Source organism: Pseudomonas sp. CFBP 13719, from assembly GCF_014842095.1.
In the GTDB taxonomy this organism is placed as follows: Bacteria; Pseudomonadota; Gammaproteobacteria; order Pseudomonadales; family Pseudomonadaceae; genus Aquipseudomonas.
Genome location: NZ_JACYVB010000002.1, coordinates 154954 through 170746, shown reverse-complemented (window position 1 = coordinate 170746; position 15793 = coordinate 154954). Strand labels below are relative to the sequence as shown.

The 15793-nt window shown below is 55.2% G+C and carries 10 protein-coding genes; 6 read left to right on the top strand and 4 right to left on the bottom strand.

Annotated elements, in window-relative coordinates:
• Positions 1-28: 28 nt before the first annotated feature.
• Together IFT57_RS05945 and IFT57_RS05940 are read right to left on the bottom strand one after the other, a co-directional pair.
• Positions 29-1585 (bottom strand): DHA2 family efflux MFS transporter permease subunit, encoded by a 1557-nt coding sequence (locus IFT57_RS05945; RefSeq protein ID WP_192092775.1) that lies wholly within the window; start codon positions 1583-1585, stop codon positions 29-31.
• Complete coding sequence (locus tag IFT57_RS05940) at positions 1582-2565, bottom strand: HlyD family efflux transporter periplasmic adaptor subunit (protein ID WP_192150967.1); 984 nt, start codon at positions 2563-2565, stop codon at positions 1582-1584. Before IFT57_RS05940 ends, IFT57_RS05945 begins: the two co-directional genes overlap by 4 nt.
• Positions 2566-2788: 223 nt before the next feature.
• On the opposite strand from IFT57_RS05940, the gene IFT57_RS05935 reads away from it, so the two are divergent.
• Positions 2789-3493, top strand: a complete 705-nt coding sequence (locus IFT57_RS05935) for a CerR family C-terminal domain-containing protein (protein WP_122531343.1) — start codon at positions 2789-2791, stop codon at positions 3491-3493.
• 105 nt (positions 3494-3598) lie between these two features.
• Positions 3599-4081: a DUF2798 domain-containing protein gene (locus IFT57_RS05930; RefSeq protein WP_122531344.1), complete on the top strand. Its 483-nt coding sequence runs from the start codon at positions 3599-3601 to the stop codon at positions 4079-4081.
• 84 nt (positions 4082-4165) lie between these two features.
• Here IFT57_RS05930 and IFT57_RS05925 read toward each other — a convergent pair whose 3' ends face one another.
• Complete coding sequence (locus IFT57_RS05925; protein WP_192092777.1) at positions 4166-5707, bottom strand: Fic family protein; 1542 nt, start codon at positions 5705-5707, stop codon at positions 4166-4168.
• 251 nt (positions 5708-5958) lie between these two features.
• Between IFT57_RS05925 and IFT57_RS05920 the strand changes: the two genes are divergently transcribed.
• Positions 5959-6555, top strand: coding sequence for a hypothetical protein (locus tag IFT57_RS05920; protein ID WP_192092779.1), 597 nt, complete (start codon positions 5959-5961; stop codon positions 6553-6555).
• Between the two features lie 1090 nt (positions 6556-7645).
• On the opposite strand, the gene IFT57_RS05915 is transcribed toward IFT57_RS05920, so the two are convergent.
• On the bottom strand, positions 7646-8191 hold the full coding sequence (locus tag IFT57_RS05915) for an NUDIX hydrolase (protein WP_192092781.1): 546 nt from the start codon (positions 8189-8191) through the stop codon (positions 7646-7648).
• Positions 8192-8497: 306 nt separating this feature from the next.
• On the opposite strand from IFT57_RS05915, the gene IFT57_RS05910 reads away from it, so the two are divergent.
• The 3 genes from IFT57_RS05910 to IFT57_RS05900 all read left to right on the top strand — a co-directional run bounded on the left by IFT57_RS05910 (position 8498) and on the right by IFT57_RS05900 (position 15780).
• Positions 8498-9124 carry a nuclease-related domain-containing protein gene (locus tag IFT57_RS05910; protein ID WP_192092783.1) on the top strand — a complete coding sequence of 209 codons (627 nt, stop codon included), beginning with the start codon at positions 8498-8500 and terminating at the stop codon, positions 9122-9124.
• Between the two features lie 118 nt (positions 9125-9242).
• The gene (locus tag IFT57_RS05905; RefSeq protein WP_192092785.1) at positions 9243-14228 is read left to right on the top strand and encodes an AAA domain-containing protein; all 4986 of its coding nucleotides are present in this window, start codon (positions 9243-9245) and stop codon (positions 14226-14228) included.
• On the top strand, positions 14221-15780 hold the full coding sequence (locus IFT57_RS05900; protein WP_192092787.1) for a hypothetical protein: 1560 nt from the start codon (positions 14221-14223) through the stop codon (positions 15778-15780). Before IFT57_RS05905 ends, IFT57_RS05900 begins: the two co-directional genes overlap by 8 nt.
• The last annotated feature ends 13 nt before the right edge of the window (positions 15781-15793 follow it).

The window sequence follows — 15793 nt, the reverse complement described above, 5'->3', positions numbered from 1 at the left end:
CCGAGGCATTGTCCTCGCGTCAGAGGGGTCAATGGGCCTCACCAGCATCAGTGCCGGGCGCAGGCTTCTTGAGCAGCATGGTCAAAGGGACACAGATCAGCAAAGCTCCACCCAGCATCCAGAACGTTTCATTGAAGGTCATTACGGTAGCCTGGGTCTTGATCTGGCCAGTGAGTTGGGCAAGCGCCTGTAGCTGCGCATACGCAGCATCCGAGCCTTTGCTTAAAAACGAGGCTGCTGACTGAGCAATCTGCTCGTTACCGATCACTGAGTTTTCGCTCACCGTCTGAGCGATCTGATCAGTATGAAGCGTGTTACGCCGGTCGATAAAGACACCAATGAGTGCAAGGCCTACAGAGCCGCCCAGGTTGCGGGCCATGTTGTAGAACCCGGCTGCATCAGCTGCCTCCTCAGGCGCCACCGACGCCATCGACGCTTGGTTGAGCGGCATCATGCACAACACCTGACCGATACCCCGGATCAGTTGAGACCAGGTGAAATCCGAGCCAACACTGTCTGTCGTGAGCCCGCTGTCCATCAAGCAACTGATGCCAAAACACAGAAGGCCCAGGGCAACCAGAAGCCGTATGTCGATCTTCCCAATCAGCTTTGGCAGAAAGGGCATCATCAAGAACGCCGGCACGCCGCTGACGAGCAGGACAAAGCCGGCTTGTTCCGCGTTGTAGCCTGCCACCGAGCTCAGAAACTGCGGCAGTAAGTAGGAAACGCAATACAGCCCCATCCCCACGAAGAAAACCGTGAAGATGATGCTTGAGTAGCTGGTGTTGCGCAGCAGCGAGAGCTTGATGATCGGTTTGTCGGCTGTGAACTGGGAAACTGCAACCATGATAAATCCGATGGCCATCAAGACCGTCAGAGCAACGATCATCGTTGATTCGAACCAGCGATCACGCTGACCTTCCTCAAGCACTACGGTCAGGCAGCTCAGTGCCATGGAAATGCCTACGATACCCAGCCAGTCAGCCTTGGCAAAGAGGCTAAGGTCACCCTTGTCCTTGGGCAATCCCATCAAGAGCAGTGTGATCAATAATGCCGCCACAGGTAGGTTGATGTAGAAGCACCACGTCCAGTTGACGTTCTCAGCCAGCCACCCTCCCAAAACAGGCCCCAGCAGCGGCCCCAGGATGATGATCAAACCAAACACCGCCATGCCGATCGGCATCTGCGCCTTGGGCAAGCGCATCCGGATAATGGTCTGCGCAGTCGGAATCATAGCGCCCCCGGCAAAACCTTGACCCAGTCTGCCCAGGATCATGCCTGACAAGCTTTCTGAGAGGCCGCAGGCCACTGAGAAGATCGTGAACATGACTGCCATGCTCAGCAGGAAGGTACGCAGCCCCATGACCCGTGACAGCCACGCGGCAAGAGGAATCATGACGATCTCTGCGAGCAGGTAAGCGGTCGAGATCCACGTGCCTTCCGTACCGGAAGCGCCGATCTCCCCCTGGATCTGGGGAAGTGCCGAGTTGGTGATGGAAATGTCGAGGGTCGCCATCAAAGCGCCCAGGGAGCCGGCAACGACCGCCACCCAATCAGTCACTGAGGCTTTGCCAGTCTTGTTCATTGTGCTGCTACCGCCTGGCTGACCTCGGGCTGATCGCGAGTATCCACTTCGACATCAATGGACATGCCACTGGTCAAGCGGGCCTGTACTGCATCATTGACCTGCAAGCGGATCTTGACCGGCACCCGCTGGACGATCTTGGTGAAGTTGCCGGTGGCATTCTGCGAAGGAAGCAGCGCGAAATCAGATCCGGTACCGGGCGAGAAACTGTCCACTACACCCTGCAGAGGTTGGTCGGGGAGAGCATCCACCTGCACGGTGACTGGCTGACCCGCTCGCATGTTGCCGATCTGGGTCTCTTTGAAGTTGGCTACCGCATAGATCTCATCAGTCGGCACCAGGGTCAACATCCGGGTACCGGACTGGACATAGGCGCCAACCCGTACGCTCTTGTCGCCCACACGCCCCGTGACTGGGCTTTTGATCTGAGTATCGGCCAGCGAGATGCTTGCCTGTTCTGCACTGGCCTTAGCCTCAAGCAGATCCGCCTGAGCCTGAGAAAGATCGGCCTGCAGAACGGCCACCTGCAGCTGTGCTGATTGAGCAGCGGCTTGGTCTGCCATAAGCTCGGCGGCGCTGGAGTCACGAGTCCTCTTCAGCTCTGCAAGGCTTTCACCACTTTCGATGTTCTTGGCCACCAGGGGTTGGTGACGGTTGTATTCGTGTTTCGCGTGGTCAGCATCGGCCTTGGCGGACTGAACAAGTGCCTGTGCCTGCTTGATGTTCTGTGACTGCTGCACCAGGCTCGCCTGGATCTTGGCCACCGCCGCCTGCTTGGAGGCCACACTGGCCATGCTCTGTTCAAAGGCTGCCTGGTAAGGACTGGCGTCGAGTTGGGTGATCACAGCTCCGGCCTTGACGTACTCATTGTCTTTGACCAGCACTTGGGTCACGTAGCCCGATACCCGTGGGGCGATAGTGGTGCTGTCGGCTTTCAGAAACGCATCGTCAGTGCTCTGGAGATAGCGACCTACCTGCATCCAGTAGCCCGTAGCGCTTGCTGCAACAGCAAGTGCAAGGATAGAAACGCCAATCAAAAGGGGGCGTTTGGATTTTTTGACAGGTGCGACGACAGCTGGGGTGGCAGTAGGGGAGTTCACGAGATGTCCTGATTTTTATTATTGATCTGTAACAATTATCTCTGTTGGAATAATTGTGTCAACTGATATAATCGACTTATGCATAAATTGAAGGAGCCTTCTCATGACCGAGATGGACAGCAAGATCAGGCGCACCAACCGTCAAGCCTACCAGTGCGGGGACGATACTCGCACTCGGATCATCGAGGCTGCGATCGATGTGTTTGCCACCAAGGGCTTTCAGGCAGCCACTACTCGACAGATCGCTACCCAGGCCGGAGTGAATACGCCCGCGCTTCAGTACTACTTCGAGAACAAGGAGGGGCTGTACAAGGCCTGCGTCGAGCAGATCACCGAACAAGCCAGCGAATATTTTGATCCCGTGCTTGAGCGAATCAAGGTCAGCTTGAGCGGCTCATCTGAAAGAGAAAATGCTGTCGGACTGTTCTGTCACCTGCAGGGCGCCATCGTTGATCGGCTACTGACGTGCGGGGGTCTGGATGACCCGAAACGCCTGTTCATGTCGATGTCTCAAACGGGCCAGGGTCTGGAGTGCGGCTTCCGACTGATGCGAGAAAAGGTCGCGGACAAGATCGATGCTTGCGCTCAGAACCTGGTCGCGATCGCTTGCGCACTGCCGCCAGAATCGCCGCTAGTGAAGGTGAAAGCCATGACCCTGCTGGGCCAGGCCCTGATCTTCCACGTCGGACGGCATTACACGCAAGCCGCACTGAACTGGGCAGATATTACTGACAGTGAAATCAAGCTGCTCAAAAACGTGCTCAAGGAGCATGCGACTGCGGCATTAACCCAGATCGGAACCCCATAAGCACTTGTACTGCCTGTGACAGTTGGGCGCATGCCAGGCTCTTAAAGGCATCAAATATCCCATGGCATATTGAAATACCATGACCTCTAATCAATCGTAGAACAAATGACCATGAAATCTTCAAGACCATCAATACGCGCCATTCTTCCTCCGCTGGTGCTTCTACCCTCGATTGCACTGCTCTTGAGCTTCGTCATGACGTGGGCAACCCTTGGCATTGGCCCAGACTTCATGACCCGATGGGGCCGCAGCTTCCTTTCTACCCTGATAGTCCTGCCATTTGTACTGGCCTTTCTTGGGCTGCTGGAAAAGGCAGTCGACAAGGTCGTTGGCGATATCGGAGAAATCGCAAAAAAGCTGATCGCTTCAATGGTCACTGCATGCTTTATTGAAACGATCATTGCGTGTGCGGTTACGGCAGTGAGCCATCCCTTTGACTCAGCGTTCGCCGGCAACTGGTGGCTCGTATTCAGTCGCTCACTGCCGGTGGGTCTGCTCATTTCACTGTTCATGTGCTTTTACATGAAGCCTAAAATTGATCGCATGCGGCACGCCGCTCAAGCTGGCGCGCTTGCTGATCCAGCCTGAGGCCCGCCAGCTTAGGAAGACGGCACCAGGAATCCAACAATCTTGTGTTGTTGGCTCATCCCAGATCGCCAAATCCAGCAAGGCTTAACCGGAAGAACTGCTCCACGGCAGGTGAGTTTCGATAACCAATACCACATCCTGAAACACCTCAGGCTCCGCCAGCTGTGGATACTGCTTGGCAAGCTTACCGCTAAGCTTGCCCTCATTCTGGCGCACCGAACGAATGATCGCATCGATATCTCGATCAGGCCCCTCAAGCACCTCCTTGATAGCCTGGCGAGCCCGGTAGTGAGAGCGCAGGATGTCCGCCTCTGCTCGCATCTCTTCGTTGATAGTGATCTGCACCACATCCGCCATGTACTCGGCGTGTACGGTCATGTCGATATAGCGCCAGGCCGGGGCTGTCTCTTCATAGCCATCGAAATGAAGGTTGTACTCGGTACCGTCAGGGGCAGTCTGTTTGCTTCCAAAACGGTATTGCCCACTCAGTGAGTCCATAAGGGGCCGGGAGAAGCTTTCCAGCACCTGATCATAGTTACGGGGCCTTAAGGAGTGCTTTTGCAATACGGAGGAAACCGGAAGGATGTAAGGGGCCGGAATCGCCTTATCGTGGCGCAGCACATCATTTATCAGAAACCGGGAAACCCGCCCGTTGCCATCAGACATGGGGTGGATATACACAAAGCCGAACGAAATGGCAGCAGCTCTCACCAGTGCGGACTGCCCCTGCGTCTTGAGCTCAAACTGTTTGAGTCCACTGAGCATGTGCGGCACCTGATGCCATTGCGGCGCCAGATAGTGCACATAATCCCCATAACCCGTGGTTTCACCCACAAATACAGGGGACTGACGCAGGCCGTAGCTTAGAGCCGAGTCACCCAGGATCTCGCGTTGAAGGATTTCGATATCCGTGGCATTGAGATGCACCGATCCCTTGCCGCAGCGGCGCTCCATCACGGCAGCAAAGCGCTGGATACGGTCGACCTTTTTAAGCTCATGCTCAATGGCGAAACTCGACCGACTTTCTTTGAGCGACAGCCACACTGAGCTGCGCATCAACGTATCCTCACCGAACTCGGCGCCGAGCCGATCGATCTCAAGGGCAGGGTCGTAGGCAAGCGCCTGCTTTAGCTTGGGGGTCAATCGAACGGTAGGGCAGAAGTCGGGTACGCCCGGCAAATTGTCGCGAATCCGCCAGCGGGCATTGGGGATCGGCTGGCTAGCCACCAAGTATTCGTCAGGATCCAGCGCATTCACATAATTTGACTGGGTAAGTCCTGGGTGATCCAAAGACCTGTCAGTCAGCCACTCGTAGAAGAAGCAGGCTTTGCGGGCGTACTGGCCTGTCGGCTCACTGGTGATCCAGGCGAGGAGTTCGGCAGGATCCAGTTTTGAAAAAAGTCTGGCCATCAACTCAAGGTGCAAAGGCTCGCGCTTCAGAGCAAACGTCAGGTGAGCGCGCAAGGTAGGCTCTGGTAGGTACTTGGCGGTGTAATACTGGTAGGTAACATCCCCAGCACCGCCCGACTTTTGAGGATTACCCAGCCCGCTGACAACGGTGAGCGGCTGCGCAAGCGTCAATTCATACTGATCAGCCAACCATGCGTATCCCATCAACTCACTCATGGCCTGCCTCACAAGAAAAATCATTTTAATAGAAGACAAATCATTACATATCCGCATTCCTACGTCAAAATGATTAAAACAACACCGAAAACGCTAGGGGTGTGCTCCGCAATCAGACCGATATGCATTCACAATAGTCATGCAAAACCCTCACCGAAGCAAACGGTAGGGAAATTAGCTTTATCAATATATTGAAGTCAAAATGGACACATACATGGCATGTAGATATAGTGAGTTGATCGCATAACCCAATGATTTTCGAGTATTTTATGACATCACTTCGGCGTTCTCTTGCCCTGGCGGCAGTTCTGGCATTGTCTGTCGGTACCGCCATGGCCGATCCATCTCTCAACATCATCCGCATGCAAGCGCCTATCGCTGAAAGCTCATCGTGGGCTGCTACTAGCCCCCTGCTGTCCGCCTGGGCAAGCTCAGGCGCTGCTTACAACTGTTCGAACTGGAGCCCGTCTCCAAGCGCGGTCGCCCAGGGGCAGACCTTTTCGCAAACAGCTACCGACTGCCAGCAAGAACAACAGCGCACCAGTCAACCCAGAGAGCTGAACAGCAAAACCCAAGCGATTCGAAACGTAGGGGCTGCTTCGATCGAGAGCAAAACAGTCGGCGCATCGTTAACCCGAAGCGCTTTGGGCACGCAAGCCGCGCCAGTGATCCTGGCCAAGGAGGGAGGATCCTTCACGCTGGCCTCCGCAGCCACAGTTCGATATGGACTTCAGGGTGGATCTGCATACTTTCAGAAGTACTTTGAGCCAGGATCGTACGCCTGCAGCAGCGCTGTATTCGGCGGTGATCCTGCTGGAGGATGGGCAAAGCTCTGCTTCATCCCATGATCAAATGACTGAGGGCCCTATGGGCCCTTCAGTTATCAGTACCTGGAAAACTCGTTATTTCTGCGTGCAAAATGCTTAAGATCTCAGCCTTTCTGTCAGAAATAATTATGAGCGGCAGTCGACATAAGCCGTAATCGCTATCGCATTGCTTTAACGATAGAGAGTCAGTGCGCGGTTATAGGGTTGATGCAAAAGGGTTTGCTCGATGGCAATATATATCCAAATCAATCGACAACATGTGCGAAGGACTCATCACAGATGGACATGCTAAGAACATTGGCGCTGGCCGCAGTTATGGCGGCAGCCTCAATCAATGCTCATGCATCAGAAAATATCATACGAATCCTTGCTCCGATCAGCGGATCCGCAGAGTGGGCGCTTAGTGAGTCTACCGTCAGCGCCTGGGCTAATACAGGAGGCCTATACGACTGCGGGACACAAGCTCCCTTAGCGAGCTCAATTCCAACTGGCCTGACATTTACGCAGACATTCTCAGGATGCAGCCAGGATCAGGAGCGATCCGTTCAGAAAAACAGGGTCAACCGCCATACTGGTGAGCTGCAAGCGTACGGAAGCCCGGCGACTGAGCGACAGGTACTGAAAGATCAACAGGGAAGTGCTCAGCTAGTCGGGACAAGAAATGTCGAGACCTTCAATGCTGATATTGTTGCCGGCATATTGGATGGCAACCGTGCCGTTGGCTACAGACGGCAAATTGGCGGTGTGTACTCTTTCGGTACCTCCATGACCGGGAACGGATCACTGCCTGTCACCGCAGGGTTTGTCTACTACGCAGGAGCCTACGGCCTAGCTGTCATTGCGGGCACTGAAAACCTCGGCGCTGCCGATTGGCTGGACACCACAGAGGCCAATTATTTCCTGTCATCGTATACCCGAGTCAATTTGCTCTCCAGTGACGGGGCAGTACAATTTAGCTACGCTCTTCGAGCTATAACGTGCCAAAGGGGTTACTGCGCTCGTGATGCGATCATAACCCCAGCCGAATTTAGCCGTTGGTATGCTCAACCCAGCCTAGTGACTCGGGTTCAGCTGGTGAAATAGTGCTTCACCCCATTTCCAGGCATGCGGATCAAGCTGCCTGTTTGGCTTCGATCCACGCCAAAGCCAATCTGGCCATGCGGGCAACACTTTCATTCTGAATGGCCAGGGATTCAAGTTTCGGCCATTCATAACCATGGCATTCTTGCTCGCTGATGGTCACAGAATCACTGCAGCTGGCCGAAATCAGGTAGCGAACATCAATATGATAATGTTCTTTCTCACCCTTGCGCGGGTTGGATGGGATCTTGTGAATGTCGATGTCAAATATCTTGGGAGACAATAGCTCTCCAGCAATCCCAGTCTCTTCAAGGGTCTCGCGCAGAGCCGCCTGAACTGGCAATTCACCAGGGTCAACATGCCCACCTGGCTGAATCCAGATACCCAGCGCAGCATGATGGATCAACAGGGCTCGGCGCTGCACGACATCGGTCACGAAAGCAGACCCCGTGATGTGACCCGGCAGCGTGGAGCGCGCAAAAGGATCCAGCGCGCTGTTCATGACTTCATACGCAATTTCTTCATTATCCCTGTGATTATTCGCAAGGAAAGCCTTGATATCATCAAAAATGCACATCGGTATCGTGATCTCTGCTCATGGATTCTTCTGCGATTATCATACCACGACCTGAAGTCAGAGAGTGACTCGTCAATATAGAAGTTAACCGATTTAAAAGCGCTGAAGAGCACGTCACTACTGGCTTTCGCGATATCTCTGATCGGCAGAAGTAGCGCTTTAACACTACGGGATTTTCCGATAGGATCGCACCCTCGAATGCATGAGCGACCCGAGGGTCAACCCGGCAAATCACCTAAAAGTGGAATGCGTAAAACCAGGTCGAGCTGATGCAAGCAAATGGTCTGCCAAAAGGAAGAGGGTGTGATGAAGATTATCGCCAGCGATGCAGCGCAACACAGGGTTGAGGAAGAGACCTTCGGGCGGCTTCAAGAAGAGTTGCGTGATTCATGGCGCGCCTACCGGGGATTCACGATCAGCGACTCCAAGGGCCCCATGGAGCTGGATCTGGTCATGGTCACTCACGACCGAGTGGTGCTGATCGAGGTCAAGCACTGGAACGGCAAGCTGACCTCTTATGATGGAAACTGGTACATCGACGGTCAGATTCGGGGGCGAAGCCCGGTTCACCGCAAGCGAGACCACGCCTCTCGGCTTATCGCGATTCTCAAGGAAGAGCTTCAGCACGCACTGGGATACTTCCCCTTCGTTGAAGCACGCGTCCTTTTGTGTGGAACATCCACAACCGAAAACCTACCGCCTCGCGAAAAGCGCTGCGCCCACAGACTCGAAGATTTCCTAAAAATTCGTGAGGCCCAAGGCTATGAGGCGATCCTTGGGGAGCAGCAGGTTCGTTTCGATGAAAAACGACTGAGACCCAATAGCCCGGAAAACCTCAAGCATTTCGACGAGTTCTTCACCCATCGCCACATCGCTCAAGAAAATGTGCAACAAAAAAATCAGACCGCAGCACCAGAAGCGTTGAGCCAGTAAACCCCAGCCAGGCTCGGCGGCACTGCTGTCAAGTCTGAGCCACAGGGCCGTCAGTAGATCGTGTCGAGACCGGGATGCCTAGAAGCTCCCGGATAAAAGGATAGGCAAGGGGAGCAGCATGAAGATTGTCGTCAGGGGTAAGGGGCTTCACGGAAGTGAGACCAAAGCGGTAGCTCGCATGGAGGCTGAGCTGCGAAATTCATGGCATGCCTACGCATCGGTATTGATCTGTGATTCGCAGGGCGGGATGGAGTTCGACCTCATTCTGGTCACCCATGACCGCATCATCATTGTTGAGCTCAAGAACTGGAGGGGGAAGCTGACCTCCTTTGACGGCAACTGGTACATCGATGGGAAGTACCGCTCCAAGAGCCCGTACCATACCAAGCGCGATCAGGGTTACCGTCTCGTCAATATCCTGAAGACCGAGATGGGCCACAAGCTCGGCTATTACCCCTTCGTCGAAGCCCATGTCGTTCTGTGTGGTGAAGCCACGCCAGAACACCTGCCCGTCAGCGACAAGCCTTTCGTTCACACCCTTGACGAATTCATGAAGATTCGCGAGTCCGAGGGCTATGACGCCATCATCACCGGGCCGCAAAAGATCAAGTTCGATGACGTCGGTCGTCTACGTCCCAACGATCCAGCCAACCTCAAGCACTTCGACGATTTCTTCCGTGGAAGTCGTGTAGAGCTGGCCACCTTCAAGGTCAAGGGCTTTGAGGCATCTGAAGTGCCTGATCACCAGCACGAGAACAATCTCTTTTCTGAATATCCCGCGCAGCACGAGAAGTACCACGGCCAGCACGCCATGATCAGACGCTGGGATTTGACGGTATTGGGCATCGTCAATCGCGAAGACAGCATCTGGCAAAAAATCGTCACCCGCGAAGACCATCTTTATCGCACCGCTTCGGCTACCAACAGCCCATTGCAAAATTACATGCTGCGCCCGCTGGACTCTCCGGACGAAGACAACATCGGTTCAGATTGCGTGGCCATGTATGAGGTGAAGAACAACACCCGCCGATTGGGTGACTACATCGCGCTCAACGCCCACAAGTGGGGCAAAGACCAAAAGCTCGATATCGTCCGCGCATTGCTGGCGCCGTTTGCTGAGCTGCACAGCATGGGCGCCGCACACCGTGATATCCAGCCGCAAAACCTGTGGTACGCCGAAGACAGCTCCTACATCCTGGCCAGCGGCTTTCACGCATCGTTCCTGCCTGAGAAAGGCACTGTCCGCGATCTGAGCAAGTTGATCAAAAGCTCATCCTCAATGCTCCCTGAGGACGTCTATGGCGAGGCAGGTGATATCACCAATCCGTTCGCACAGGACGTTTATCTGCTGGCCATCATCGCTCACAAGATCTGCTTTCCTGATCAGAAAATGACCGAAGAAAACGGGTTGGCCATCTGGCAACCTGTGGCCAATGACCCGTTTGAGGGCAAGCTTGACGCATTTTTTGCCAAGGCCATGGATCTTGAGCACCAGAATCGCTTTTCAAGCGCTGCCGAAATGCATGCCGAGTTCAACGCTATCTCGCTGGGCAAGGATGAGCCTTATGACGACGCTCATACCGTCATCGAAGAGCTGGGCAAGGGCGATTTCATTCGCCGAGACCTGAGCCCCTTTGCGCTCATGGCCCACTTTCCACCCATGCCAGGTGAAGCTCCACCCCTGTTTGGTGAGAAGATCGCCTACCGGTGCTTGGTAAATGGCGAAAGCGGTATGTTCAAGTTCTGGCAGAAAGCGGCCATCGACTTGAAAAACCCCAGCGCCAACCGCCGCCTGCTGCGTATGCGCCGCCGTATTGAGAAAGCCGTTCAGGCAGATCTGCCAATCACGAAGGTGATGCAGTACGGACTGTTTGGGGAAGGCTCCGGCTTGTTTATCCTGACCCGCTATGAAGAGGGCATCACCTGGAGCGAGCATGCTAAATCTCTGGTGACGACAGAGGAAAAGCTGCAAAACGCCCTGGCCCTTTGTGAGCTTGTGATTCAGATTCACAGCAGTGAATTTCCTCACGGCGATCTGCATCCGGAAAACATCCTCGTGCGACCGGAGCCGGAAGCCACTGAGGCTGGCGACGAACCTGTAGCACGGATGGTGCTGATCGACTCGTTAGATTGGGGTGGGCACAGCGAGCCCTACAACACTGAATACGGCCCGATCAATCCGACGTCTGCCGACAGCTATGGTCGGGACAAGTTTGCGGTCTACCGCATGGTCGAGGAGCTTTTTGGCGAAGCGGTGACCACAGACCTGCGGGCAGAACTTGAAGCGGCAGCGGGGCAGCCAGACGGCATTCCCGTTGATTTAGTGCTGTTGCGCAATTGCCTCAAGGCAGATATCGAACGGGTCAATGCGCCGCCCAAGGTTGCCCAGGCGCCCTTGCGCTTGATCCACATGGACTCACACCTGCCTAACATTGCCATGTTGCTGCAGGACGAAGGCCTTGAGTATCAGCTCAACGTCAGTATCTCGTCCAAGAACAAGCAAGAGCTGTTCTGCGTGATCACCGCGCATTACAAGCGACTCAATGTCATGCTCAATCCCGAGCAGCGCAGGATTTCGGCTGCCTGGATCAACGATTCTGGCCTTAACGACTACGCCCAGGCAGCGCAGCGTGCCATCCACAGCTTCACCACCCCGATCAGCGTCGAACGCGGAATCATGCCTGCCGGCAAGCCAAACTCGTTCATTGAGTTCCTGATGGGGCAGGATGCTGTACTCGACCTGCTTGAGGAAATGTTCGGCCCCGCTGAGCAGGAGCTCAGTGAGCCTGTAGAGCTTGAAGGGGGAGTTGAGCAGACCGTCAAGCCTCACCAGATCTGGCAAGCCCTGATGGACTCGGAAGGCGAACAGCGGCTGAAGGTGGAAGTGGGTAGCGGCGACATTGAAGAAAGCAAGTCGGGCGCCTGGCTGATCCCTTGTGTGCTCAAGACCGGCAATGAGCTGGAATTTCCCTCGGATGAAGACGAGGAGATCGGCATTTACCTGGCTGATGAGCCTCGCCAGTTCGGATGGGTCATTCCTGAAGAGTCCGGGGACGAAACCCTGGCGGTCAGACCCCAAGGCGAATCCCTCTCTTCGTTCAAGAAGAAAGTGGCAGAGGGCACCGAGCTGTTCTTTGAATCCAAACGCAACCACGCTTCTCGATTCCGTCGCCAGAAAGCCATGGACAGGGTGCTGACGGGCAACTCACGCATTCACAACTTGCCTGGCTATTTCGATGAGGAGGGCACTGCACGCTCCAAGGTTGTTCAGGAGGTGCCGAGCGAAGAGTCGATCCGCGCCCGCTATGACAACTTCAATGGTTCTGAAGAGCAGCTCAACCCAAAACAAATCGTTGCCTTTCAGAAGGTTGTCAGCCAGTCGCCTATCAGCGTGTTGCAGGGCCCTCCTGGGACAGGAAAAACGGCGTTTGTATCAAAATTGATACACTATCTGTTCGAAAACAATCTGGCGCGCAATATTCTCCTTGTGGGTCAATCACATACGTCCGTCGACACTGTGGCAATCAAGGCCAAAGAGCTGTGCGAGGAAATGGGCAACCAGATCAGTCTGGTTCGCCTGGGCCAAGAGCACTTGATCGACGAGAAGCTGCTGCAATGCCACTCCAGCTCTATCCAGCGCAAGATGCGCCACAAGTTCCAGCGTGAGTATGAGCAACGGATCAACGCACTGGCATCACGCTTGATGCTCGATCAGAGCTTCGTCGAGGACATTGCCAAGCTTCACCGCAGCATCAGCCCTTTGCTGTCGCGCATTGCGGTGCTGCTGGGCAACATCAATGACCTGACCGAACGCCGCGAGCACAGTCCGGATCGCCAGGGCCGCATTGATGAGTTCAAGCGCAGCCTGGATGAGTGCACCCAGATCGTCGACAACAACATCCGTACCCGTGGCTACGAGTTCAAGCTGCCGGAAGTGACCGATCCGGAATACTGGCGCGAGCTGGTTCGCCAAATCGCCGCCAATCACGGCGTCACCAATCAGCTGGCCATCCAGCGCCTCAATCACCTGATTGCGATCAGCAAGGATTGGATCGACGTCCTGGCGTCGGGCTCTGCAAGCTTTGACCGTTTCTTCGTCAAATCCAGCCAGTTAGTCACCGGCACTCTGGTGGGCATGGGCGCAAAGTGGCTCAACATCGAAGAGCAGGAGTTTGACTGGGTAATCGTTGATGAGGCCGGTCGCGCACAAGCCTCTGAGCTCATGATCGCGCTTCAGTGTGCACGCCGTGGCTTGCTGGTGGGCGACCATCGCCAGCTGTCGCCGCACTACGAGCAGTCCCTGTTGCGCCACGTATCGCGCAAGCTGGGCGTGGATGAAGCTGAGGTGCGCAAGACAGACTTCGAGCGCGCCTTCATCGCCAACGATGGCGTTACCCTCGACACCCAGTACCGGATGGTCGAACCCATTGGGGAAATCGTCTCCCATTGCTTCTACGGTGGCCAGCTCAAGAGTCATCGCAAGGAAGCCGCCTCCTGGTACGCTGAACTGCCGTACCCGATGAACAAGCCCGTCGCCTGGATCGACAGCGGCAGCGGTGAGCGTGCGGTCTATGAAGAAGATACTGGCGGCGGCAGAGTGATCAACCGTCATGAATTGGCGGTATGTATGCACCTGCTGCGTCAGATTGCGACCTCCCCAACGCTTGAGCATCTGCGCGCCAGCAAGTCGGAAAAGCATCCGTTTCCCATTGGCATCATCGTCATGTACAGCGCTCAGAAGCGCTTGCTCGAATCCGTGCTCTCCAGTTCTGAGTGGATGGCGCCGTTGCGTGACCTGTGCGACATCGCAACAGTAGACAGCTATCAGGGCCAGGAAAGACGTGTTGTGATCCTGTGCCTGGTGCGAAACAACCCAGAGCGCAAGCAAGGCTTTCTGGTTGAGCCTTCCCGGATCAACGTTTCGCTTTCACGCGCCCAGGATCGCCTGGTCGTGATTGGCTCCAAGAACATGTGGGAAGCCTCCAACAAGCAGTCATCGCTGGCCGATGTACTGACCTATATCAGCGAGCAGACCGCCGCTGGCAATGAAAACTATGAGTTGGTCGACGGTACCACCGTAATTGAGGGCGCACGAAATGCATGATGAAATCGAAATGATCGAAACCAGCGGCGTGCGGCTGTGCAACACGATCTCCCTTTTGATCCCGGCGTACACCTACCACATCAACTGCGCCTGGACTCAAGAGATCCCCTTGCCTGCGATCGAGGAGTTCACCTGTCGATTGCTGATCGCCCTGCGTGAGATCACCCCAGGCGAGGTTCAGCAATACTTCGGACTCAGCAAGCGTGAGTGCGAGGTGCTCATCGAGACGCTGGAGAAGAACAAGCTCGTTACGCACAACAACGAGGGCATGCTGGTGCCCACCAACATGTTGATCGACCGCACCAAGGACAATCCCGAGGTGACTCCAAGCCTGACCAAGTACGAGGTCAAGACCGAAACGGTTGTGTTTGAAGCGCTCACGGTGTCCATCATGCCGTCCAATGCCTACAACCGTAGTCGCCATGGCCTGCCTCAGCTGCCGATCCCGGACGATAACCACAGCCCGTCGCCGCAGTTGATTACCGAGCTTTTCGGCAGTCAGTTCAGAGCTTTTCTGGACTACTCACGCCGCCCAGAAGTCGAGACCAAGAAAACCCGCCTGTACAAGGTTGATGGTTGCAGCGCCGGCAAGTTTGTGCAGATTCCGATTGACCTGGAAATCTGGCTGAGGCCAACCAAGGAAGGTGATGTCGAGGTCATCAAGAAGGTGGCTGAGAAGTCCAGCGGAGGGCGCCAGCGTCCTTTGTCTATGGGAGTGGAAGCAAAGATCTCTGACTACCTCAATAGCCTGCCACGTCCCAAGAAGGGCATGACCATCCTGGGCTACTGCAAGATGTTCGACGACCACGTATTGGATCAGTACATCGACGACCGTGGCCTGGATCTAAACCACTGGCTGCTCGACCATGCCAATCGCAAGACCGGTTACGGCACACCGACGACCCGCTCGATGATCGGCCCAATATTCGATCGCAACAACAAGAAGACCCTGGATCGCATGATTGATGAAGTATCCAAGGACTGGAAGGCAGGCGAGGTGCACCGCGCATTCTGGCTGTCGAGCTCAGCGCCGCTGTGGGGCGCCAATGGCTTTCTCATGAGCGACTTCTGCAATGAGATCTCACGCCGCCTGGCTGAAGACCGCCAAAGCAAGGGGCACGTCACTGCGATCATGCCCTATGACGACGTCAAGGAGCTTTCGGTTCTGAAGCAGAGCTTTCACACCCGTATTCCTTGTGGCATCGCCTACAAGGGCGCCGACCTGCAAAATCAGGTGGAGATTTTCCTGATACCAGGGCAGTTGGCGGTGGTGCAGTATCATGTCCAACCCGATAACGCGAGTGCGATCACGGTGCCGGTGGGTTACGTCACGGTTGACCAAGAGCGCATCGCCAAGATCGAAACGTACCTGGACAACCTGGTCAAGTCGCGTGGCAAGCCTGAGCTTGCCTGGAGTGACAGCACCTCAAGGGTTGAAGACCTCATGGGTGACTGTCGCACGCACTTCTGTGAAGCCAATCGCAAACCAGTGTTGAGCCTGGCTAACAAAGTGATCCAGGCACCGACGCCAAACGGAAATCACCCATCCTGACAAAAAACCGACC

Bases quoted from the DNA above. Each gene is read 5' to 3' on its own strand.
- IFT57_RS05945 (WP_192092775.1), bottom strand. From the start codon at position 1,585: ATGAACAAGACTGGCAAAGCCTCAGTGACTGATTGGGTGGCGGTCGTT.
- IFT57_RS05920 (WP_192092779.1), top strand. From the start codon at position 5,959: ATGATTTTCGAGTATTTTATGACATCACTTCGGCGTTCTCTTGCCCTG.
- IFT57_RS05900 (WP_192092787.1), top strand. From the start codon at position 14,221: ATGCATGATGAAATCGAAATGATCGAAACCAGCGGCGTGCGGCTGTGC.
- IFT57_RS05905 (WP_192092785.1), top strand. From the start codon at position 9,243: ATGAAGATTGTCGTCAGGGGTAAGGGGCTTCACGGAAGTGAGACCAAA.
- IFT57_RS05940 (WP_192150967.1), bottom strand. From the start codon at position 2,565: ATGCAGGTAGGTCGCTATCTCCAGAGCACTGACGATGCGTTTCTGAAA.
- IFT57_RS05930 (WP_122531344.1), top strand. From the start codon at position 3,599: ATGACCATGAAATCTTCAAGACCATCAATACGCGCCATTCTTCCTCCG.
- IFT57_RS05925 (WP_192092777.1), bottom strand. From the start codon at position 5,707: ATGAGTGAGTTGATGGGATACGCATGGTTGGCTGATCAGTATGAATTG.
- IFT57_RS05915 (WP_192092781.1), bottom strand. From the start codon at position 8,191: ATGTGCATTTTTGATGATATCAAGGCTTTCCTTGCGAATAATCACAGG.
- IFT57_RS05935 (WP_122531343.1), top strand. From the start codon at position 2,789: ATGACCGAGATGGACAGCAAGATCAGGCGCACCAACCGTCAAGCCTAC.
- IFT57_RS05910 (WP_192092783.1), top strand. From the start codon at position 8,498: ATGAAGATTATCGCCAGCGATGCAGCGCAACACAGGGTTGAGGAAGAG.